The organism is Bradyrhizobium sp. LB8.2 (genome assembly GCF_040548035.1).
Lineage (GTDB): Bacteria > Pseudomonadota > Alphaproteobacteria > Rhizobiales > Xanthobacteraceae > Bradyrhizobium.
In genome coordinates this window covers 126,556-147,588 of record NZ_JBEPQV010000005.1, presented here as the reverse complement: position 1 = coordinate 147,588, position 21,033 = coordinate 126,556, and the positions used below count along the sequence as shown (strand labels likewise).

The 21,033-nt window shown below is 64.0% G+C and carries 20 protein-coding genes; 16 read left to right on the top strand and 4 right to left on the bottom strand.

From position 1 onward, the window contains the following. Positions 1-99: 99 nt before the first annotated feature. The 14 genes from ABIB06_RS08875 (at position 100) to ABIB06_RS08810 (ending at position 12,894) form a co-directional block, all read left to right on the top strand. The gene (locus ABIB06_RS08875) at positions 100-1,161 is read left to right on the top strand and encodes an ABC transporter ATP-binding protein (RefSeq protein ID WP_247345873.1); all 1,062 of its coding nucleotides are present in this window, start codon (positions 100-102) and stop codon (positions 1,159-1,161) included. 75 nt (positions 1,162-1,236) lie between these two features. Further along, complete coding sequence (locus ABIB06_RS08870) at positions 1,237-2,550, top strand: ABC transporter substrate-binding protein (RefSeq protein ID WP_354046750.1); 1,314 nt, start codon at positions 1,237-1,239, stop codon at positions 2,548-2,550. 66 nt (positions 2,551-2,616) lie between these two features. Then, on the top strand, positions 2,617-3,564 hold the full coding sequence (locus ABIB06_RS08865) for a carbohydrate ABC transporter permease (protein ID WP_247446802.1): 948 nt from the start codon (positions 2,617-2,619) through the stop codon (positions 3,562-3,564). A 2-nt stretch (positions 3,565-3,566) separates the two neighbouring features. Continuing rightward, positions 3,567-4,442 carry a carbohydrate ABC transporter permease gene (locus ABIB06_RS08860; RefSeq protein WP_354046753.1) on the top strand — a complete coding sequence of 292 codons (876 nt, stop codon included), beginning with the start codon at positions 3,567-3,569 and terminating at the stop codon, positions 4,440-4,442. Between the two features lie 59 nt (positions 4,443-4,501). Then, positions 4,502-5,488: a D-erythronate dehydrogenase gene (denD, locus tag ABIB06_RS08855; protein WP_354046755.1), complete on the top strand. Its 987-nt coding sequence runs from the start codon at positions 4,502-4,504 to the stop codon at positions 5,486-5,488. 23 nt (positions 5,489-5,511) lie between these two features. Further along, the gene (locus tag ABIB06_RS08850; RefSeq protein ID WP_354046757.1) at positions 5,512-6,492 is read left to right on the top strand and encodes a sugar kinase; all 981 of its coding nucleotides are present in this window, start codon (positions 5,512-5,514) and stop codon (positions 6,490-6,492) included. An 11-nt stretch (positions 6,493-6,503) separates the two neighbouring features. After that, the gene (gene eda / locus ABIB06_RS08845) at positions 6,504-7,154 is read left to right on the top strand and encodes a bifunctional 4-hydroxy-2-oxoglutarate aldolase/2-dehydro-3-deoxy-phosphogluconate aldolase (protein WP_354046758.1); all 651 of its coding nucleotides are present in this window, start codon (positions 6,504-6,506) and stop codon (positions 7,152-7,154) included. A 59-nt stretch (positions 7,155-7,213) separates the two neighbouring features. After that, complete coding sequence (locus ABIB06_RS08840) at positions 7,214-8,383, top strand: acetyl-CoA acetyltransferase (RefSeq protein WP_354046760.1); 1,170 nt, start codon at positions 7,214-7,216, stop codon at positions 8,381-8,383. A 123-nt stretch (positions 8,384-8,506) separates the two neighbouring features. Further along, positions 8,507-8,713, top strand: a complete 207-nt coding sequence (locus tag ABIB06_RS08835) for a hypothetical protein (protein ID WP_354046762.1) — start codon at positions 8,507-8,509, stop codon at positions 8,711-8,713. 119 nt (positions 8,714-8,832) lie between these two features. Continuing rightward, positions 8,833-10,056 (top strand): CaiB/BaiF CoA transferase family protein, encoded by a 1,224-nt coding sequence (locus ABIB06_RS08830; RefSeq protein ID WP_354046764.1) that lies wholly within the window; start codon positions 8,833-8,835, stop codon positions 10,054-10,056. Beyond that, positions 10,053-11,189, top strand: a complete 1,137-nt coding sequence (locus ABIB06_RS08825; RefSeq protein ID WP_354046766.1) for a thiolase family protein — start codon at positions 10,053-10,055, stop codon at positions 11,187-11,189. Before ABIB06_RS08830 ends, ABIB06_RS08825 begins: the two co-directional genes overlap by 4 nt. Continuing rightward, positions 11,186-11,545, top strand: coding sequence for a Zn-ribbon domain-containing OB-fold protein (locus ABIB06_RS08820; RefSeq protein WP_354046767.1), 360 nt, complete (start codon positions 11,186-11,188; stop codon positions 11,543-11,545). Before ABIB06_RS08825 ends, ABIB06_RS08820 begins: the two co-directional genes overlap by 4 nt. A gap of 492 nt (positions 11,546-12,037) precedes the next feature. Continuing rightward, a complete protein-coding gene (locus ABIB06_RS08815) occupies positions 12,038-12,565 on the top strand; it encodes a carboxymuconolactone decarboxylase family protein (protein WP_354046769.1) in 528 nt (175 codons plus the stop codon). A 26-nt stretch (positions 12,566-12,591) separates the two neighbouring features. Next, the gene (locus ABIB06_RS08810) at positions 12,592-12,894 is read left to right on the top strand and encodes a nucleoside triphosphate pyrophosphohydrolase family protein (protein WP_247345910.1); all 303 of its coding nucleotides are present in this window, start codon (positions 12,592-12,594) and stop codon (positions 12,892-12,894) included. Between the two features lie 16 nt (positions 12,895-12,910). Here the strand turns inward: ABIB06_RS08810 and glsA are convergent, their stop codons facing one another. From glsA to ABIB06_RS08790, 4 genes are all read right to left on the bottom strand, one after another. Beyond that, a complete protein-coding gene (gene glsA / locus ABIB06_RS08805; RefSeq protein ID WP_354046771.1) occupies positions 12,911-14,758 on the bottom strand; it encodes a glutaminase A in 1,848 nt (615 codons plus the stop codon). Positions 14,759-14,780: 22 nt separating this feature from the next. Continuing rightward, a complete protein-coding gene (locus ABIB06_RS08800; RefSeq protein WP_354046773.1) occupies positions 14,781-16,856 on the bottom strand; it encodes a TRAP transporter permease in 2,076 nt (691 codons plus the stop codon). 36 nt (positions 16,857-16,892) lie between these two features. Next, entirely contained in the window at positions 16,893-18,059 is a 1,167-nt protein-coding gene (locus tag ABIB06_RS08795) for a TAXI family TRAP transporter solute-binding subunit (RefSeq protein WP_354046774.1), read from the bottom strand. A gap of 166 nt (positions 18,060-18,225) precedes the next feature. Further along, positions 18,226-18,447: an acyl-CoA carboxylase biotin carboxyl carrier protein subunit gene (locus tag ABIB06_RS08790; protein WP_354046776.1), complete on the bottom strand. Its 222-nt coding sequence runs from the start codon at positions 18,445-18,447 to the stop codon at positions 18,226-18,228. A gap of 94 nt (positions 18,448-18,541) precedes the next feature. On the opposite strand from ABIB06_RS08790, the gene ABIB06_RS08785 reads away from it, so the two are divergent. Then, positions 18,542-19,516, top strand: coding sequence for an IclR family transcriptional regulator (locus tag ABIB06_RS08785; protein WP_354046778.1), 975 nt, complete (start codon positions 18,542-18,544; stop codon positions 19,514-19,516). After that, positions 19,446-21,005, top strand: coding sequence for an acyl-CoA carboxylase subunit beta (locus ABIB06_RS08780; protein ID WP_354046779.1), 1,560 nt, complete (start codon positions 19,446-19,448; stop codon positions 21,003-21,005). The genes ABIB06_RS08785 and ABIB06_RS08780 overlap by 71 nt, the downstream gene beginning before the upstream one ends. The last annotated feature ends 28 nt before the right edge of the window (positions 21,006-21,033 follow it).

Below are 21,033 nucleotides of genomic sequence, written 5' to 3'. Positions count from 1 at the left end.
CAATGTCCCCCGCTAAGGTTGGGCTTCGTTCGGTGAAGTCTGAAAAAACAAGACGGTCGCGGCGCAAGATGCGTCGTGGACTTTCGAGGAGGGAGCTAGATGTCGTCTGTGCAAATCCGCGACGTGCGGAAATCGTTCGGCAATTTTGAAGTCCTGCACGGCGTTTCGATTCCGATCGAGGACGGCCAGTTCGTCGTCCTGGTTGGTCCCTCCGGCTGCGGCAAGTCGACGCTTCTGCGCATGCTCGCGGGCCTCGAGAACATCACCTCCGGCACGATCTCGATCGGCGACCGCGTCGTCAACAATGTCCAGCCCAAGGAGCGGGACATTGCGATGGTGTTCCAGAACTACGCGCTCTATCCGCACATGACGGTCGGCGAGAACATGGGCTTCTCGATGAAGCTGCGGGGCGAGAGCACCGACGAGATCAACAAGCGCGTCAAGCGCGCCGCCGAAATTCTCGCGCTGTCGCCGCTGCTCGAGCGTTACCCGCGCCAGCTCTCCGGCGGCCAGCGCCAGCGCGTCGCCATGGGCCGCGCCATCGTGCGCGATCCGCAGGTGTTTCTGTTCGACGAGCCCTTGTCGAACCTCGACGCCAAGCTCCGCGTCGCGATGCGCACCGAGATCAAGGAGCTGCACCAGCGGCTGAAGACAACGACCGTCTACGTCACCCACGACCAGATCGAGGCCATGACCATGGCCGACAAGATCGTCGTCATGCATGACGGCATCGTCGAGCAGATGGGCACGCCGCTCGAGCTCTACGACAAGCCCGACAACCAGTTCGTCGCCGGCTTCATCGGCTCGCCCTCCATGAACTTCCTGAAGGGGCATGTGCGCGTCAACGGCGTTGCGACCTTCGAGGGTCCGAACGGCGTCAAGCTGCCGCTCAAGAATGCGCCGGCGGCGTCCGACGGCCGTCCCGTCGTTTACGGCGTGCGGCCCGAGCATTTCACCATCGCCGACGACGGCGCCGATGCCGAGATCGTCGTGGTCGAGCCGACCGGCTCCGAAACGCAGGTGTTTGCGAAGCTCGGTGGTGAGCAGGTCGTCGCGGTCTTCCGCGAACGTCACCAATTCAATCCGGGTGACAAGGTCAAGCTGAAGCCCGATCCTTCCGTGGTTCATCTGTTCGACGAGGCGACGGGCAAACGCGTGTAGCGACGCCGAACGACTGCCCAAGAAGACCCAACACAAGACCACCCAATACAAAATATAAAATTTAGGGAGAGAACGATGAGCGATTTCGACAGGCGAAGTGTGCTTAAAGTCGGCCTCGGCGGCGCGGCGTTGCTGGCTGGCCCGGGCATCGTCCCGGTGCGTGCGGCGACTTGGACCAACACGCCGGAGCCGAACGCGTCCATCCGCGTGCTGCGCTGGAAGCAGTTCATTCAGGCCGAGTTCGACAAATTCGCCGAGCAGACCAAGGCGTTCTCCGAGAAGACCGGTGTCAAGGTCAAGCTCGAGGCCGAAAGCTGGGAAGACATCCGCCCCAAGGCGGCGGTCGCCGCCAACGTCGGCGCCGGTCCCGACCTGATCATCGGCACGCTCGATGATCCCCATAAATTCCCGGAAAAGCTGATCGACATGACTGACGTCGCCGACTATCTCGGCGCGCAGTATGGCGGCTGGTATCCGGTTGCCGAACGCTACGGCAAGAAGGGCAACAGCTGGATCGCCATTCCGCAAGGCGCGACCGGTGGCTGCCTTAACTACCGCGTCAGCCACGTGAAGGCCGCGGGCTTCGATGAATTCCCCAAGGACACCGCCGGCTTCCTCAAGCTGTGCCAGGCCCTGAAGAAGAACAACACGCCGGCCGGCTTCGCGCTCGGCCACGCCACGGGCGACGCCAACGGGTGGTGCCAGTGGGCGCTGTGGGCATTCGGCGGCAAGGTCGTCAACGACAAGAACGAGGTCGTGATCGACTCGCCGGAGACGATCGCCGCGCTCGAATACGTCAAGCAGCTCTACGAGACCTTCATCCCCGGCGTGCTGTCGTGGAACGACTCGAATAACAACAAGGCGTTCCTCAACGGCGAACTCAGCCTGACGCTGAACGGCATCTCGATCTGGACCGTCGGAAAGAACTCGACCGATCCGAAGCAGCAGGAGATCGCCAAGGACATGAACCACGCGCCGATGCCGATCGGGCCGGTCGGCGTGTCGACCGAGCAGCAGAACGTGCTCGTCTATTACGGTTACAAGCACTCGAAGTATCCCAAGGCGGTCAAGGAATACATCAAATTCATGATGGACAAGGCGAACTACGACGCCTGGGAGGTCTCCTCCAACGGCTACGTCTCGCCGCCGCTTCCGGCCTACAACGACAACCCGGTGTGGACGTCGGATCCGAAGATCACGCCGTATCGGGACTGCCTGAAGCGTTGCCGCGACAACGGCTATGCCGGCGATCTCGGCTATGCCTCCGCCGCCGTGATGGGCGACTTCGTCGTCGTCGATATGTTCGCCGAGGCGGCGTCGGGCTCCGTGACGCCAAAGCAGGCAGCCGCACGCGCGGCCGAGCGCGCCAAGCGTTACTACCAGGTCTGATCAGTTCCAATCTACGCGGCGTCCGGTTCGCCGGACGCCGCGACTTTTCGTTGAGGGGAGTCCGACATGGCAGTTATGGCCGAGCCCGTTGCCGCGCATGTCAAGCGCAGCAGCTTGTGGACCAGAGCATTCGAGAGCCGGAATTTCCTCGGCGCGATGTTCATGGTGCCGGCGATCGCGATTCTCATCCTGTTTCTGGCTTACCCGCTGGCGCTGGGCTTCTGGCTCGGCATGACCGATACCAAGATCGGCGGAGCCGGGCGCTACATCGGGTTCCAGAACTTCGTCTCGCTCTCCAAGGACTCGGTGTTCTGGCTGTCGGTGTTCAACACCATCTTCTACACGGTCGCCGCCAGCGCCGTGAAATTCGCGATCGGACTTTACCTGGCGCTGCTACTCAACGAGCGGCTGCCGTTCAAGTCGATCGTCCGCGCCATCGTGCTATTGCCCTTCGTGGTGCCGACGGTGCTCTCCGCGATCGCGTTCTGGTGGATCTATGACAGCCAGTTCTCGATCATTTCCTGGGTGCTGCTCAAGGCCGGCCTGATCACGCACTACATCGATTTCCTCGGCGATCCCTGGAATGCGCGCTGGTCGGTCGTCGCCGCCAACATCTGGCGCGGCGTGCCCTTCGTGGCGATCACGCTGCTGGCGGGATTACAAACCATCTCGCCCTCGCTCTACGAGGCCGCCAATCTCGACGGCGCCACCAATCTGCAGCGCTTCCGCCACATCACGCTGCCGATGCTGTCGCCGATCATCGCGGTGGTGATGACGTTCTCGGTGCTGATGACCTTCACCGACTTCCAGTTGATCTACACCATCACGCGGGGCGGGCCGATCAACGCCACCCATCTGATGGCGACGCTGTCGTTCCAGCGCGCCATCACCGGCGGCAATCTCGGCGAGGGCGCGGCGATCTCGAACGCGATGATTCCGTTCCTGGTTGCGGCGATCCTGCTCAGCTTTTTCGGGCTTCAGCGTTCCCGCTGGCAGCAGGGCGGGAGGGACTGACCATGAGCACAGCGGACGACCAAAGCGTCGGAATGGACTACCTCGAGAGCTTCCCGCGGAAATTTCTCCGCGTCTACCTTCCGCTCGGTCTGATCATCTTCTTGCTGCTGTTCCCGTTCTACTGGATGGCGATCGCGACGTTCAAGCCGGACGCGGAGATGTACGACTACGAGAGGTACAATCCGTTCTGGATCGTGCATCCGACGCTGGAGCACATCAAGAAGCTGTTCTTCGACACCGACTATCCGCTCTGGATGTGGAACACGGTGATCGTCTCGGTGTCCTCGACCTTCATCTCGCTGTTTGCCAGCGTGTGCGCCGCGTATGCGATCGAACGTCTGCGCTACAAAGGCTCGCGCTATATCGGCCTTGCGATCTTCCTCGGCTATCTCGTGCCGCCCTCGATCCTGTTCATTCCGCTGGCGGCGATCGTGTTTCAGCTCGGCCTGTTCGACGGCAATCTGGCGCTGATCCTGACCTATCCGACCTTCCTGATCCCGTTCTGCACCTGGCTCCTGATGGGCTATTTCCGCACCATCCCCTATGAGCTGGAGGAGTGTGCGCTGATTGACGGGGCGACGCGGCTGCAGATTCTCATGAAGATCACGCTGCCGCTGTCGCTGCCGGGGGTGATCTCGGCGGGCATCTTCGCTTTCACGTTGTCCTGGAACGAGTTCATCTACGCGCTGACCTTCATCTCCTCGTCCGAGAACAAGACGATCCCCGTCGGCGCGATCACCGAGCTCGTCAATGGCGACGTCTACCATTGGGGCGCGCTGATGGCGGCGGCACTGACCGGCTCGGTCCCCGTAGTTATCCTTTATTCCTTCTTCGTGGAGTATTATGTGTCGGCGATGACCGGCGCCGTGAAGGAATGATCGCGGGGCCGCAATGAGGGCGCGCTGAGGGCAGCGCGCCAATAAAAAGGAGTAGGCTCTTGCACATTCTGGTTCTGGGCGCCGCCGGCATGGTCGGCCGCAAATTGTGTGAACGGCTGCTGCGCGACGGCCGGCTCGGCAAGAGCGACATCACCAAGCTCACCATGCATGACGTGGTCGAGCCGAAGAAACCGGAAAAGGCCGGTTTTGCCGTCGAGACGGTATCGAGCGACTTCGCCGTCCCCGGCGCCGCCGAAAAGCTGATCGCCCGCCGTCCCGACGTGATCTTCCATCTCGCCGCGATCGTGTCGGGCGAAGCCGAACTCGATTTCGACAAGGGCTACCGCATCAATCTCGACGGCACGCGGATGCTGCTCGACGCGGTCAGGCTTGCTGGCGGCGGCTACAAGCCGCGCGTGGTGTTCACCTCCTCGATCGCGGTGTTCGGCGCGCCGTTCCCCGAGGCGATCGGCGACGAGTTCTTCCACACGCCGCTGTTGAGCTACGGCACCCAGAAGGCGATCGGCGAACTGCTGCTGGCCGACTATTCGCGCCGCGGCTTCCTCGACGGCATCGGCATTCGCCTGCCGACCATCTGCATCCGGCCCGGCCTGCCCAACAAGGCGGCATCGGGCTTCTTCTCCAGCATCCTGCGCGAGCCGCTCGCCGGCAAGGAGGTCGTGCTGCCGGTCTCCGAGGACGTCCGTCACTGGCACGCCACGCCGCGCTCCGCCGTCGGCTTCCTGCTGCATGCCGGCACCATGGACCTCGCCACCGCCGGTCCGCGCCGCAATTTGACCATGCCGGGCCTGTCGGCGACGGTCGGCGAGCAGATCGCCGCGCTGAAGCGTGTCGCGGGCGACAAGGTCGCCGCCCGCATCAAGCGGGAGCCCGATCCCTTCATCGTCGGCATCGTCGGCGGCTGGCCGCGCAACTTCAATGCCAAGCGGGCGCTCGAGCTCGGCTTCACCACCGAGGAAAAGACCTTCGACGACATCATCCGCATTCACATCGAAGACGAGCTCGGCGGCAATTTCGTCGCCTGATCTCTGACTGAGCGGGTAAAGTGATGGCGAGCGTTGCTTGCATCGGCGAATGTATGGTCGAGCTTCGGCAGGCCCAGGGCGGACAGTCTTCGGGACAGTCTGCCGGGCAGGGCGGTGGCCTGTACTCGCGCGGCTTCGGCGGAGACACCCTCAATACGGCCGTGTATCTGGCGCGGCTCGAGATCAAGGTCGATTATCTCACCGCGCTTGGCGACGATGCCCTGAGCGATGAGATGATCGCGGCCTGGACCTCGGAGGGCGTCGGCACAAGGCGTGTCGCGCGGTTGGCGGGCAAGCTGCCCGGCCTCTACATGATCCAGCTGGATGCGAAGGGCGAGCGCCAGTTCTTCCACTGGCGCGACAGTGCGGCGGCGCGCCAGCTGATGGACTTGCCGGAGACGAACGAGCTGCTCAACTCGCTGATGAGCTACGACATCATCTATCTCTCTGCGATCACGCTCTCGATCTACGATGCGGCCGGACGCGAGCGCCTGTTCGCGGCGATCAAGCGCGCGCGCCTGCTCGGCACCCGCTTCGTGTTCGACACCAATTTTCGCGCGCGAGGGTGGCCGGACCGCGATGTCGCGCGCGAGGTGTTTGCAGCGGCCTTCGCGGCCGCCGACATCGTGCTGACCTCGACCGAGGATCTGCTCGCCCTCTATCCCGGCGAGAGCCAGGACCAGCTGATGGCGCGCATCCCGAGCCCCGAGCTGGTGTTCCGGCTCGCCGAGCCGGTCAGCCTGCTGCGCTTTGCCGGAGCCACCCACGAGGTCCGCGCCGAGCCCATGACCAAGCCGGTGGTCGACACCACGGCGGCCGGGGACAGCTTTGCGGCGGCCTATATCGCGGCGCGGCTCGCCGGTTCCGACCCGGTCGAGGCCGCCCAGGCCGGGCATCGCCTTGCCAGCCTCGTGATCTGCTATTCCGGCGCCATCATTCCGGGTTATGCCATGCCGCCGAAGAAGCGGCACCGGCCGGCGACCTCTCGTCAAGCGACCAAGTAAGATCGAGACCCATGACCACGACTGCCCAACAGAACCACCTCGTTGCGCTCTTCAAGGCCGCGACCGTCATCCCCGTCCTCACCATCGAGCGGATCCAGGATGCGGTGCCGCTGGCGCGTGCGCTGGTTGCCGGCGGCGTCCGCACGCTAGAGGTGACCATGCGCACCCCTGTTGCTATCGAGGCCGCGAGGGCGATGATGGCCGAAGTACCCGAGGCGATCGTCGGCATCGGCACAATTCTCAATCCGGCAGACTTCGCCCGTGTCGAGAGGCTCGGCGTCGCGTTCGGCATCAGCCCGGGCCTGACCCCGGATCTCCTTAAGGCTGCCGCCGACAGCTCCTTGCCGTTCGCGCCGGGCATCGCCACGGCGTCCGAGCTGATGATGGCGCTGGCCCATGGCCTCGACGTTGCAAAATTCTTTCCGGCCGAGCAGGCCGGCGGTATCAAGGGCCTGCGCGCGCTCGGTGGTCCGTTTCCGAACGTGCGGTTCTGCCCCACCGGCGGCGTCGGCGAGGCCAATGCGGCGACCTGGCTTGCCGAGCCCAACGTGGTTGCGGTCGGCGGTTCCTGGCTGTGCCCGGCGGCGGAGATCAAGGCCGGGAACTGGGCCGGCATAACTGCCATCTGCCAGCGCACGATCAAGGCCCTGAAAGCCGCGTGAAGTCTTGCCATCGCTGGGCTAAGACTTAGGTCAGTAAGAGACCGTAGGGAGAAAAGACCATGACCGCCAGCATCGTTGGATGGGCGCATACGCCGTTCGGCAAGTTCGACACCGAAACCGTCGAAAGCCTCGTCACGCGCGTCGCCAATGAGGCGATGGCGGATGCCGGTATCTCCGCGTCCGACGTCGATGAGATCGTGCTCGGCCATTTCAACGCCGGCTTCTCGCCGCAGGATTTTACCGCCTCGCTGGTGCTCCAGGCCGACCCGAAGCTGCGATTCAAGCCGACCACCCGCGTCGAGAACGCCTGCGCCACCGGCTCCGCCGCCGTGCATCAGGGCGTGCGTGCGATTGCTGCGGGTGCGGCCAAGATCGTGCTGGTCGTCGGCGTCGAGCAGATGACGCGCACGCCGGGGCCGGAGATCGGCAAGAACCTGTTGAAGGCATCCTACCTGCCTGAGGACGGTGACACCGTCGGCGGCTTCGCCGGCGTGTTCGGCAAGATCGCCAGCTCCTATTTCCAGAAATACGGCGACCAGTCCGATGCGCTGGCGCTGATCGCGGCCAAGAACCACAAGAACGGCGTCGCCAATCCCTACGCCCAGATGCGCAAGGATTTTGGCTTCGATTTCTGCCGCGCCGAGAGCGAGAAGAACCCTTACGTCGCCGGCCCCTTGAAGCGCACTGATTGCTCGCTCGTCTCTGACGGCGCAGCCGCACTGGTGCTGGCCGACGCCGAGACCGCCAAGACCATGAGCAAGTCGATCGGCTTCCGCGCCACCGCGCACGCCCAGGATTTCTTGCCGATGTCCAAGCGCGACATCCTCCAGTTCGAAGGCTGCACGGTCGCATGGCAGCGCGCGCTGGAGCAGGCCGGGGTCACGCTGTCCGATCTCTCCTTCGTCGAGACCCATGACTGCTTCACCGTCGCCGAGCTGATCGAGTACGAAGCGATGGGCCTGACGCCGAGGGGGCAGGGCGCCCGCGCCATCAAGGAAGGCTGGACGCTCAAGGACGGCAAGCTGCCGGTCAATCCGTCCGGCGGGCTGAAGGCCAAGGGCCATCCGATCGGGGCCACCGGTGTCTCCATGCACGTGATGACCGCGATGCAGCTCGCAGGCCAGGCGCCCGAGGGCATGCAGCTCAACAACCCAAAACTCGGCGGCATCTTCAACATGGGGGGCGCGGCCGTCGCCAACTACGTCTCCGTGCTGGAGCCGCTGAAGTAAGCTCCGACCTTGTAGGGTGGGGAAGGGCGCGCAAGCGCCGTGCCCGCCAACTTGTTTGCGCTAGATGGTGGGCACGCTTCGCTTTGCCCATCATGGCTCTGATTGATTCGCGGGAAATGCATCATGAGCAATGACTACGAAGACTCGCTGTCGATGGACGCACTCAACGACCGCATCGCGATCCTCGAGGACAATATAAGGCAGCTCATCGAGCAGGCCGCGGCGGCCTCGGGCGAGCAGAACGAGTCGCGGATCGCCGACCGCATCAACCAGCAGAACGACGAACTCGACCGTCTCATCAAGATCCGTGAATCCCGCCAGAAGAAATAGCGGACGCGCGGCGCATGCGGCCATACGCCGGCCGCCCTTGCGCGCGCGGCGCTGCTGCCTTTAGCTGGACCGAAATCGCGGGGCCGCTTCTAGAGCCCCGCGCAATCGGGAGCGAACCAATGGGGCCGCTGAAGGGCATCAAGGTCGTCGACATGACCACCGTGCTGATGGGGCCCTATGCGACCCAGATGCTCGGCGACTACGGTGCTGACATCATCAAGGTGGAATCGCTCGACGGCGACGTCACCCGCCTGATCGGCCCGATGCGTCACGCCGGCATGGGCCCGGTGTTCCTCAACACCAACCGCAGCAAGCGCTCGATCTGTCTCGATTTGAAGAAGCCCGCCGGCCGCGAGGCCGTGCTGCGGCTGCTGAAGGACGCCGATGCTCTCGTCTACAACGTCCGTCCGCAGGCGATGGCACGGCTCCAGCTCGGCTATGACGTTGTGTCCAAGATCAATCCGCGTCTGGTCTATGCCGGCGTGTTCGGTTTTGGTCAGGACGGGCCGTATGCCGCAAAGCCCGCCTATGACGATCTGATCCAGGGCGCGACCGCGCTGCCGGCGCTGATGGCGCAGACCGGTGACGGCGTGCCGCGCTATGTGCCGAACGCGCTGGTCGATCGCATTGTCGGCCTCACCGCCGTCGGCGCGATCTGCGCCAGCCTCGTGCACCGCGACCGCACCGGACGCGGCCAGCGCGTCGACATCCCGATGTTCGAGACCATGGCCGGCTTCGTCATGGGCGACCACATGGGCGGGCTCACCTTTGAGCCTCCGCTCGACAAGGGCGGCTACGCCCGCCACCTCTCGCGCGACCGCCGGCCCTACAAGACATCGGACGGCTATCTCAGCGTCATTGTCTACAACGACAAGCAGTGGGAGAACTTCTTCAAGGCGACGGGCCGCGACGATCTGCGCGCCGATCCGAAATTTGCGAGCTTTGCCGGCCGTGCCGCCAACATCGACGTCGTCTATGCCGAACTCGCGCGCATCTTCGAGACGCGCAGCACTGCGGAATGGATCGACCTGCTCACCAAGGCCGATGTGCCTGTGATGCCGATGCACGACCTCGCATCGATGCTGCACGATGAGCATCTGGACGCCACGAACTTCTTCCCGGTCGTAAACCATCCGACCGAAGGGCCGATCCGCAGCATGAAGGTGACGGCCAATTGGTCGGAGACCGAGGCCGAGCCGGTGCGGCTGGCGCCGCGGCTCAACGAGCACGGCGCGGAGATTTTGCGCGAGATCGGCTATTCCGCGGACGAGATCGACGCGCTGGTCCGCGACGGTGTCACCCGTTCGCCGCCTCGGAATGACGATGCACAGGTGCTGCCATGAGCTTCATCACGGGCGTCGGCCTCACATCTTTCGGCAAGCACGAAGGCTCATCCTCGCTCGACCTGATGAGCAAAACCGCGCAGGCCGCACTCGACGATGCGGAGCTCAAGCGCGCCGAGATCGACGGCATCCTCTGCGGCTACTCCACCGTCTCGCCGCACATCATGCTGGCGACTGTCTTCGCCGAGCATTTTGGCATCCGTCCGGCTTACGCCCACGCCGTCCAGGTCGGCGGTGCGACCGGCCTCGCGATGACCATGCTCGCCCATCATCTCGTCGAAGCAGGCGTCGCCCGCAACGTGCTCGTCGTCGGCGGCGAGAACCGACTCACCGGGCAGAGCCGCGATGCCTCGATCCAGGCGCTGGCGCAGGTCGGCCATCCCGACTACGAGGTGCCGCTGGGGCCGACCATTCCCGCCTATTACGGCCTCGTCGCTACCCGCTATATGCACGAATACGGCGTGACGGAAGAAGACCTCGCCGAATTCGCGGTGCTGATGCGCGCACACGCCTGCACCCATCCCGGGGCGCAATTCCACGATCCCATCACGGTCGCTGACGTCATGGCATCGAAGCCCGTGGCGATGCCGCTGAAACTGCTCGACTGCTGCCCGGTCTCCGACGGCGGCGCCGCCTTCGTCATCAGCCGCGAGCGGACGGGAGAGGCCGGCGTACGCATTCGCGGCTGTGCCCAGGCGCATACCCATCAGCATGTTACCGCTGCGCCCGCCCTCAGCGAGCTCGGCGCCGAGATCTCCGTCGCCCGCGCCAAGGAGGCCGCGGGCCTTGCGATCTCCGACGTGCGCTACGCGGCCATCTACGACAGCTTTACCATCACGCTCGCCATGCTGCTGGAAGACCTCGGTCTTGCCGCGCGCGGCGAGGCAGCCGCCCGCGTACGATCAGGCCATTTCGGCCGCGACGGCGCGATGCCGCTGAACACCCATGGCGGCCTGCTCAGCTACGGCCATTGCGGCGTTGGCGGCGCCATGGCGCATCTGGTCGAAACGCATCTGCAGATGACGGGGCGGGCGGGGAATCGGCAAGTGCGCGACGCCTCGATCGCGTTGCTGCACGGCGACGGCGGCGTGCTGTCGTCCCACGTCAGCATGTTTTTGGAGCGGGTGCGATGAGCGAGCGTCTAGCGGACTGGACCAGGGACGAAGAGGCGGTCACCTATCAGACCTGCACCGCCTGCGCCCATGTGCAGTATTTCCGTCGCGCTTTCTGCGCGGCCTGCGGCATGTCCGATCCGCGCGAGGCGCGCGCCAGCGGCAAGGGCAGGGTGTATGCGACATCGCTGGTCTGCCGTGCCGCCACGCCTGAGACGCGCGCGCACGTGCCCTACAATATTCTGCTGGTCGATTGCGCCGAAGGGTTTCGCATGATGGCGCATGGTGAGAATGATCTCGGCATCGGCGACGAGGTCGTCGCGAGCTTTAAGCCGTTTGCCGGAAAGCTGATGCCGTTCTTCACGAAGGGAAAATAGTGGGATTCGTCATTCGGGGGCGGTCCAAGGGACCGAGCCTGGAACGGGAGTTCTGGGCCTGGCCTGTGCGAGAGCCACCCCGGAATGACGAAAACGCAAAAACTCTGCCTAGCGCCCGTAGAACAAGATGCTGGCGATGACGAGCATAGCCATCACGGCCAGCATATGCGCGAGCGCCTCCGAGGCCGCCCCCTTGGTGGCTTCCTTCATGCCTTTTCTCCCTAGACTTGGGCGTGACTCATCGATGCGCGGCGAGCGCAAGGACGGCCAATTATTTTACTCGGAACACCCCACTTCGAGTATCCGCTGCGATCTAGTCCCCACGCAGCGAATATCGACTGTGCCAAGGTCGATCAGCAATGCGGCGGCATTTTGACTCGATGTTGTTGCTCCTGCGTCTCTCCGCGAATAGAGTTTCAGGGAACTTTCGCCGGCAACGACAATGAGCATCAAAGGCTCCGAGAAGCCTTCGACAAAAACATCAGGAAAATCATGGCCCGCATCAACTATAGCGACCCGTCCAAGGCATCCGACCGCACCCGCGAAATCCTCGACAAGAACCGCAATGCCAACATCTTCCGGATGATGTCGCATTCGCCGAGCTATTTCGAGCAGTACTGCCGCCTGGGCGGCGCCATCCGCCACAAGGGCGAACTTGACCCCATCGTGCGCGAGCTCGCGATTACCCGCACTGGAATTCTGTGCGAGGCGCCGTATGAGATCGTCGCGCACAAGCGCATCGGCAAGAATGTCGGCGTCACCGACGAGCAGAACCAGGCGCTCGAGACCTGGCAGTCAGCTAACTGCTTCGACGAGACACAGTGCGCCGCGCTCGCCTTCACCGACGAGATCGTCAAGCTGAACAAGCCGACGGACGCGACCTTCAAGGCGATCTCATCGAAGTTGACGCCGGCCGCGCTGGTTGAATTGCAGCTCTCGGTCGGCTTCTACATCATGACCTCGAAATTCCTTGAGACGTTCGAGATCGATCTTCAGCCTGTGACGGAAGTGGTGGGCTGATCCAAAAACCGCGGCGAGGTCTGGCGATGACGATCGATGAATACACGGCCTGGGCCGCGAGCATTGCGAAAGTCGATGAGCATCCGTCCAACGAGCGGCTGTCCTATCTCGGTCTCGGCCTCGCCGGCGAATCCGGCGAGGTCGCCGAGCACATCAAGAAATTGCTGCGCGACGACTGGCTCGATCAGGCAGGTCTCGTCGATGAGCTCGGCGACGTCATCTATTACTGGGCCTGCCTGTGTGCGGCGACCGGCCAGAAGCCATCCGAATTGCTCAAGGCGAGTGCGGCCAAGATCAATCGGCGGCTGAGCGAGGCGGCGAGCCGCTGAGCCGCAACCATCGCGCTCAGGTCGCGGTCAGGATATCCACCTTGGCGTTGGCGACAATCAGACGCTCGGCCAGAAGCTGCGCCAGATTGCGCATGATGCGTTCGCTGGCGTGAGGATGCTGCTTGCGGAAGCGCTCGAAGTCCTTCAGCTGCACCTCGTGCGCCGTCGCTGCCATGTCCGCGAACACGTCCGCGGAGCGGGTGGTCTCAATCAGCGCCATCTCACCGAACGCCATGCCGGCCGTCAGCGTTGCCAGCCGCACGCCGTCGGGCAGGGTGACATGCACCGCGCCGCTGCGCAGGAAGAACAGGGAATCAGCTGCGGCGCCTGTCGTGATGATCTTCGCGCCGGATGCATAGGTCCGGATCGTGCAGATCGAGGCGAGGTCGGTCAGCTCTTCCTCGCTCATGCCTGCTAGCAGCGGCTGCTCGGCAAGCTCGGTGGTCTCGTGGAAATCGATCGAGCCGCCATGGCGATAGACGATCTGGTCTTCGGCCCATTCGATCGCGGTGTCGAGCAGGTAGAAATCGCGGACGTTCTTCAGCTCGGCGGTCCATTCCCGCAGGCTGTCCCATTCCTTGGAGGCGCGCCTGACGCCTGACAGCACGACGGTCACATTCAGCGCCGCGAGCTCCTCGAACGCTTCGGCGACCAGCCGCGCACCCGCGCGCGTGGTGGAGGTGACGCGGTGCAGATCGAAGATCACGAATTGCGGCCGCGGCCGGCCCGCAAGCCGGCGCGAGACATAGTCGACCGCCGATAGCGACAGCGTGCCGACCAGCTCGATGATCCGCACCTCCTGCTCGTGCGCCGCGAGAATATCGCGCTCCTGCGGACGGCGCACGCGCCGCGACGGGCTCTTGCCGATGTCGTAGTCGGCGATGACGGCGTTGCGCGCATCGTCGCTGCGGTTGAGCATGTGAAGGTCGTAATGCGAGGACAGCGCCTCGCAGACCTTGATGCCGCGCACGCTGTTGCCGTGCTTGTCGAGCTTTGGCGAATAGCTGCCGAGCCCGAGGCGGGCGGGAAGGGCGGCCAGAATCCCGCCGCCGACACCGCTCTTGGCGGGAATGCCGATCCGGTAGATCCATTCGCCGGCGTAGTCGTACATGCCCGACGACGTCATCACCGACAGCGTGCGCGAGATCGCGTAAGGCGTCAGCACCTGCTCGCCCGTGACCGGATTTACGCCGCGGTTGGCGAGCGTTGCCGCCATCACCGCGATGTCGCGCGCGGTGACCAGCACCGCGCATTGCCGGAAGTAGACGTCGAGCACGGCAGCGACATTGTCCGAGATCACCGCATTGGTCTTGAGGAGATAGCCGATGGCGCGGTTGCGGTCGCCGGTCTGGCTTTCGGAAGCGTAGACGGCCTCGTCCAGGGCGAGGTCGCGCCCGGCAAAACGACTAAGCGCGAGGCGAATCTGCTCGAAGGCGTCTGCGCCCTTGCTGTCGTAGATCAGCCCGGTGCAGGCGATCGCGCCGGCATTGACCATCGGGTTGAACGGATGGTTTTCGGAATTGAGCCGGATCGAGTTGAACGGATCGCCAGAGGGCTCGACGCCGATCGCGCTCTCGACCCTGTTCGCGCCGAGCAGGTCCAGCGCCAGCGCGAACACGAACGGCTTTGACATTGATTGGATGGTGAAGGGCACCCTGGAGTCGCCGACCTCGTAGACATGGCCGTCCAGGGTCGCGAGGCTGATGCCGAAATGGGCTGGATCGGCCTTGCTCAGCTCGGGAATGTAGTCGGCGACCGCGCCCGAGATCTCCGCCGAGAATTCGTTGAGGCAATTGTCCAGAAACCGCAGCAAAGGCGGCTTTGAGCGGGTCCAGGCGGTGGCGAGCGGCGAAAGCGGTTTCATCGCCTCTCTTTGTGCAACGCAATCAGGGCACGCGCAACCCGTCCGGCACCATGGTCTGCCGCCGGACCAGAACAAGGGCGAGCAAAACCGTGGGCACGAGGATGGCGAGGCCGAGCAGCGTCACCTGCATCTGCGACAGCGGCATGATGCCGCCGCCGGGGGTGGCCACCACGAACCCGCCGATCACCAGCAGCACGCGGATCGGCCATTCCAGCGCACCGGCGCCGCGGAGATCGCCGACGAAGGGCTGGTAGCCCTGGATGCCGCCGCAGATGAACAGCGTGCCGAACGCCGCAAGCGCCATCAGGCCGAGGCCGGCCAGATAGGGGCTTTCCCCCTGCAGCACCAGCGCCGGATTGAGCACGAAGAAGAACGGGATGAAATAGATGATGCTCCCGACCCACATCGATTCCCAGCCCGTCTTCATCGCAGGCGAGCCGGCGATACCTGCGGCTGCGAATGAAGCAATCGCGACCGGCGGGGTGATCGACGACAGCATGCCCCAGTAGAAGATGAACATGTGCACGGCCATCTTGTTCAGCCCGAGCTTCTCCAGCGCGGGCGCGACCAGGATGGCGAGGAAGATGTAGCAAGCCGTCGTGGTCAGGCCGAGGCCGAGGATCAGGCTGGTGAGGGCGCACATGCCGAGCAGCAAGAACGGATTGTCGCCGGCGATGCGCAGCAGGTCGTTGGCGAGGCTCGACACCACGCCGGTCATCGAGAAGGCGCCGATCAGCAGGCCGCAGCCGGCGAGGATGCCGACGAGCTCGACGAAGGTGCGGCCGTTGACCTCGAGGAATTTGCCGATGGTCGCGACAGTCCAACGTGTGTCCTTCGAGAACAGCTGGTTGAGGACCAGCAGCAGCGCGGTCGCGTAGAACGGCGCGTGGCTTTCGCGCTTGAAGTACAAGAGCATCACGATCAGGAGCGCGATCACGAAGACGTAGTACCAGCCGTCCCGGATCGTATCCATGATCCGCGGCAGCTCTGCGCGCGGGATGCCTTTCAGCCCGTGTCGTGCGGCATAGGAATCGACCTGCATGAACAGGCCGACATAATAGAGTACGGCCGGGATGATCGCGGCGATCGCGACGTCGGCATAGCCAACATTGAGGAACTGTGCGATTACGAAGGCGGTCGCGCCCATGACCGGCGGCGCCAGCACCGCGCCGGTCGAGGCACAGGCCTCGATCGCGCCGGCGTAGGAGGCGCGAAAACCACTCTTCTTCATCACCGGGATGGTCATGGTGCCGGCAGTGAGCACGTTGGAGATGATCGAGCCCGACATCATGCCGAGCAGGCCGCTGGCAAAGATGCAGACTTTCGCCGCGCCGCCGCGGAACGTGCCGCACAGCGCGAAGGCGAGGTTGATGAAGAACTTTCCGGCGCCGGTCATCATCAGCGCGGTGCCGAACACCAGGAAGCCGATCACGGTGTCGGCAAACGCCTGGATGGGAATGCCGAGCAGGCTCTCGCCCGACAGCACGTGATAGGCGGTCGCCTGCTCCAGCGTCGATTGCGTGCCGCGGAACGGCCCGAGCCAGCCGGCCTCTGCGAACAGCGGATAGACCGTGAAGGGGAGCACGCTCAGGAGCAGGCTCCAGCCGCCGGTACGGCGCAGCGCCTCCATCAGCATCACCCACATCACGAGGCCGGCGGCGATGACGCTGTTCGGAGCGCCGCCGAATTCCCAGCCGGCCTCCGCGGCCTTGCGCACGTTCGACATCAACAGCAGTGCGGCGGCAAAGGTCACGACGAAGCAGAGAAGGTCATACCAGGGAATGCGGTCGAGCGGCGCGCGCGTGGTTCCCGGGAAGATCAGGAACGTGAAGGGCAGCATCAGCGCGATCAGGAGATAGAAGTACTCCGTGTTGAGCTGGGTGTAGCCGACGAAGAAGCGCAGCGAGAATTGCTGGTTGATGCAGAGCAGGATGGTCGCGGCGGTCGCGGCCACCAGCGTCCAGCGCCAGGCGCCGCGTAGCGTGCGAACGCGCGTGACCTCCGCTTCCTGCATGTTGCCGGCGGCGCCATGCGGATCGTCGAACACGACCCGCTTGGCCTCGTCCTGCGGGGCGGTGGAGACTGAAGCAGACGACATGATCGACCCCGCGCGTGGGCAATTAACCGTTGACGATTATTCGTCGAACCCGTTCGGCATGTCGGCTTTCGCAAGAGCAGCGGCGCGCGCCTTCATCCAGCCGTCGAGGAACGCCTTGTCATCCGCAGGCGGGTTGGATTTGCCGTAGTCGGCCCACGCGGCGCCAAGCACCTCCTGGCGCTTGATCAGTCTGTTGTTGTGCGTGTCCTGCGCGTCACTCCATTGCCCGGCTTCCTTCAGCGCCTTCACCGCGCCGGGGTGTACCGGCACCACCCAGTTCTTGGTCTGGCGATCGGCCGCGAGCCCGCCGGCGCCGGGTGCGGAGTCCTTGTAGGAATCGTAGTTCACGATCATCGCCTTCGTCATCGCATAGACCTGGTCGGGGGCTTGCGAGGCGTAGGCGACGAAGATCGGGTAGGGGTAGTTGCCGAGCTCGATCGGCTTGTCCGGCGAGATGCCGGCGCCGCAGGTCGCGGTCTGCGGGAAGAAGAACGAGCCGACCTTCTGCATCCGCGCCCAACCTTCCTTGTCCTTGGCGGGCAGCGGCGGCCAGATCAGGCCGCGCGGCGAGGTCTCGGCTTCCTTGGCGGGGCCGGTGATGGTGGTGCCGAACGCGGCATCCGTGTCGTTGTTGATCAGGCCCTTCCACATCGCGCCGTAGCTTGCGAACTCGACGATCCTGACGTCCTTCTGAGTCAATCCGGCGAAGGCGAGCACCGCCAGCGAATTCTGGTTCAGCGCCGGCGAGCCGACGACGAAGCCGACGCGCTTGCCTTTGAGGTCCTTCAGATCCTTCACGCCGGCATCGGCAGCGACGCCAAGCGTACCGCAGTTGCAGTCGACCGACGAGAGCATGATCTGAAGCGGCTGCGGGCCCCATTCCCTGGTTCCAAACTCGAACACGCCTTCCTGCGCGAAGTAGGAGCCCGATCCCATCGCGGACGAGACCGCGCGTTTGGCGCGCAGCGGCGCGAGACGCGCGACGTCGTTGCCTGCGGGGAGCACGCGCACGTCGGTTGAGTATTTGTCCTTCATCATTTTGCCGACGCCGACCGCGATGTTGAAGCCGGCGGTGCCGGTGTCATAGGCCGTGAACGTCAATGTTGCCGGCAGCTTGATGTCTTCGGCGGCTGCATAGCGTGTAGACGCAAAAGAAATGCCCGCCACCAAGGCAGGCGCGAGCATGATCAGCCCACGAAGCATGTTTCCCTCCAATGATCCTCGCGTTTGCCGCGACGATTTTCTTTCTTTGTTTGAAACAGGGTTTGTTTGAAACAGATCATGTCATCGCGATGAAGCGATGGCAACGCCGTACAGCGAACTCAGCAATGAGGCTGACAGATTGTCGCGGAAACTGCGGATAATGCAGTCAGTTCGCGACGATCGCGATCGCCTGTCCCTCGGCAACGACGTCGTTGAGCTTCACCAGAAGCGATGTGATCGTGCCGCTCGCGGGCGACGGCACAGGTATCTCCATCTTCATCGCTTCGACCACCACAATTTCGTCGCCATCCGCAACGGTTCCTCCAACTTGCACGGGCATTGCGCAGATGCGTCCCGCGACCTCAGTGACGATTTTTATATTTGGCATGCCATCGCCTTTTTGTTGTCGTCGCAAAATGCCTGAGGTAGCGTCATCCGCAAGTGGAATTTAATTCCGCAGAGCGGAACAAGCGGTAGGGATCATGGGACGACGTTCAGAGCGGTTGAGTAGACAGGGTGCGCTCGCCGGCGATGCCGGTGAGAGTGATGTCATCCAGGTGGTGTCGCGCGCGTTCGACGTGCTGCGATGCTTCGAGGGCCACGAGATCAGGCTCGGCAATCTCGAGATTTCAAATCGCTGCGGCCTGCCGCGCTCGACGGTGTCGCGGCTCACGCACACGCTGACGCGGATGGGACAGCTGGTCTATCTGCCACGCGATCAAAAATATCGCATCGGCCCGAGTGCGGTGGCGATGAGCGCCTCGATGATGAAGGGCGCGCAGCTGCGCAGCATGATCCGCCAGCGGCTCCAGGAAGTCGCCGAGCAACTGCCTGGCACGGTCGGCTTCGTCGTGCCCGATCGCTTTCATCTGGTCTATCTCCAGTTCGCGCGCTCGGCTTCGGCGCTCGGCCTGCACGAGGGCACCGGCAGCCGCATCTCGATGGCGTCGACCGCTGCGGGAGCAGCCTACACCGCGGCGCTGGCACCGGAGGTCGGCGATGCCTTCATCACGGATATGGAACGGGAAGCCCCCGAGGCTGCGAAAATCCTGCGGCCCCGCATCGAAGCCAATCGACAGTCGCTACGCGATCACGGCTATGTCGTGGCCTGCGGCCTGTGGAGCCCGCACATCAACGGGCTCGCGGTTCCGATCTGGTCGCCGCAGTACCAGACTTTTGTGGTGATCACGATCGGTCTTCTGTCGTCGATGTATGACGAGCAGCGTCTGCATGCCGAGGTCGCTCCGTTGATGGTCGCGCTCGGCCGCTCGCTCGGCAGCCTGATGGACGGCGCGGAAGGCGACGTCTTCAGCAATCGCATCTCGCGCAAACCGGTCGCAATGGCCGTGCACAACAATAACAAGCCGATCAATTCGGAGGGCGTGAATGAACTGGAAGCCGGAACTCGACGAGCTCGCCCGGCGCGAAGCCTTCGCGCGGGAGATGGGCGGCGTTGACAAGGTCAAGCGTCAGCATGACCAGGGCCGACTGACTGTTCGGGAGCGTATCGACAGACTGACCGACAAGGGCAGCTTTCACGAGATCGGTGCCGTCTCCGGCATCGGCGAATACGATTCCAGCGGCGAGTTGCAGAAATTGACGCCGGCGAACTGCGTGTTCGGCCGCGCGCGCGTCGATGGCCGCACCGTCGTCGTGGTCGGCGACGACTTTACCGTGCGCGGCGGCTCGGCGGATGCGTCCATCTCCGCAAAACCGTTGATGGCGGAGGAGATGGCGCACGACTTCCGTCTGCCCATCGTGCGCATCATCGAAGGCTCCGGCGGCGGCGGCTCGGTCAAGACCATCGAGACCAAGGGTGCAGCTAATCTGCCGGGCGGCATCGGCGGCACACGCTGGTATCGCTTCACCACGGAGAATTTGTCGCGCGTGCCTGTGGTCGCGCTCGGCCTCGGCTCGGTCGCGGGGCTCGGTGCCGCGCGTCTTGCCGCCAGCCACTATTCCATCATGACCAAAAAATCCGCGATGTTTGTCGCGGGCCCGCCGGTGGTGAAGGCGTTGGGGCAGGACCTGTCGAAGGAAGAACTTGGCGGCGCCGACATCCAGACCCGTGCCGGCGCGGTCGATCATGCCGTCGACACCGAGGAGGAGGCCTTTGCCTGTGCGCGGCGATTCCTGTCCTATCTGCCGTCGTCGGTCTACGAGCTGCCGCCGACCTTGCCGTGCACCGACCATCCGGAGCGCACCGATGAGGCGCTGATGAACGCGGTGCCGCGTAACCGCAAGCAGGTCTACAAGATGCGGCCGATCATCGAATCGGTCGTGGACAAGGGCTCGTTCTTCGAGGTCGCCAGGAATTTCGGCAAGCCTGTTATCGTCGGTCTCGCGCGGCTCGAGGGCAGGGCGGTGATGCTGCTCGCCAGCGACAGCTTTCACTATGGCGGTTCCTGGACCGCGGATGCCTGCCAGAAGGTGGTGCGCTGGGTCGACTTCGCCGAGACCTTCCATTTGCCGATCGTCTATCTCATGGACTGCCCCGGCTTCATGATCGGCCTCGATGCCGAGAAGGCCGGCACGATCCGTCAAGGCGTCCGCGCCATGGCCGCGGTCAACCAGACCACGGTGCCCTGGTGCACGGTGATCCTGCGCAACGCCTTCGGCGTCGCCGGTGTCGTGCATCAGCCGGCCGACCGCTACTCGATCCGCTACGCCTGGCCGTCGGCCTATTGGGGCTCGCTCCCGCTCGAAGGCGGCATCGAAGCCGCCTACCGCGCGGACATCGACGCGGCCGAGGACAAGGCTGAGAAACTGAAGGAGATTCAGGATCGCCTCAACAAGCTGCGCTCGCCGTTCCGCTCCGCCGAAAAATTCTGGGTCGAGGAGATCATCGATCCCAGGAAGACGCGGTCGCTGCTGTGCGAGTTCGCGCGACTGGCGGAGCCGCTGCGCAAGGCCGGGCCGCCGGAGAGCATGACGATCAGGCCGTAAGCAGAGCCGTCGGGGGCTGCTCGCGCTT

Bases quoted from the DNA above. Each gene is read 5' to 3' on its own strand.
- ABIB06_RS08875 (WP_247345873.1), top strand. From the start codon at position 100: ATGTCGTCTGTGCAAATCCGCGACGTGCGGAAATCGTTCGGCAATTTT.
- ABIB06_RS08870 (WP_354046750.1), top strand. From the start codon at position 1,237: ATGAGCGATTTCGACAGGCGAAGTGTGCTTAAAGTCGGCCTCGGCGGC.
- ABIB06_RS08865 (WP_247446802.1), top strand. From the start codon at position 2,617: ATGGCAGTTATGGCCGAGCCCGTTGCCGCGCATGTCAAGCGCAGCAGC.
- ABIB06_RS08860 (WP_354046753.1), top strand. From the start codon at position 3,567: ATGAGCACAGCGGACGACCAAAGCGTCGGAATGGACTACCTCGAGAGC.
- ABIB06_RS08850 (WP_354046757.1), top strand. From the start codon at position 5,512: ATGGCGAGCGTTGCTTGCATCGGCGAATGTATGGTCGAGCTTCGGCAG.
- eda (WP_354046758.1), top strand. From the start codon at position 6,504: ATGACCACGACTGCCCAACAGAACCACCTCGTTGCGCTCTTCAAGGCC.
- ABIB06_RS08840 (WP_354046760.1), top strand. From the start codon at position 7,214: ATGACCGCCAGCATCGTTGGATGGGCGCATACGCCGTTCGGCAAGTTC.
- ABIB06_RS08835 (WP_354046762.1), top strand. From the start codon at position 8,507: ATGAGCAATGACTACGAAGACTCGCTGTCGATGGACGCACTCAACGAC.
- ABIB06_RS08830 (WP_354046764.1), top strand. From the start codon at position 8,833: ATGGGGCCGCTGAAGGGCATCAAGGTCGTCGACATGACCACCGTGCTG.
- ABIB06_RS08825 (WP_354046766.1), top strand. From the start codon at position 10,053: ATGAGCTTCATCACGGGCGTCGGCCTCACATCTTTCGGCAAGCACGAA.
- ABIB06_RS08820 (WP_354046767.1), top strand. From the start codon at position 11,186: ATGAGCGAGCGTCTAGCGGACTGGACCAGGGACGAAGAGGCGGTCACC.
- ABIB06_RS08815 (WP_354046769.1), top strand. From the start codon at position 12,038: ATGGCCCGCATCAACTATAGCGACCCGTCCAAGGCATCCGACCGCACC.
- ABIB06_RS08810 (WP_247345910.1), top strand. From the start codon at position 12,592: ATGACGATCGATGAATACACGGCCTGGGCCGCGAGCATTGCGAAAGTC.
- glsA (WP_354046771.1), bottom strand. From the start codon at position 14,758: ATGAAACCGCTTTCGCCGCTCGCCACCGCCTGGACCCGCTCAAAGCCG.
- ABIB06_RS08800 (WP_354046773.1), bottom strand. From the start codon at position 16,856: ATGTCGTCTGCTTCAGTCTCCACCGCCCCGCAGGACGAGGCCAAGCGG.
- ABIB06_RS08795 (WP_354046774.1), bottom strand. From the start codon at position 18,059: ATGCTTCGTGGGCTGATCATGCTCGCGCCTGCCTTGGTGGCGGGCATT.
- ABIB06_RS08790 (WP_354046776.1), bottom strand. From the start codon at position 18,447: ATGCCAAATATAAAAATCGTCACTGAGGTCGCGGGACGCATCTGCGCA.
- ABIB06_RS08785 (WP_354046778.1), top strand. From the start codon at position 18,542: ATGGGACGACGTTCAGAGCGGTTGAGTAGACAGGGTGCGCTCGCCGGC.
- ABIB06_RS08780 (WP_354046779.1), top strand. From the start codon at position 19,446: ATGAACTGGAAGCCGGAACTCGACGAGCTCGCCCGGCGCGAAGCCTTC.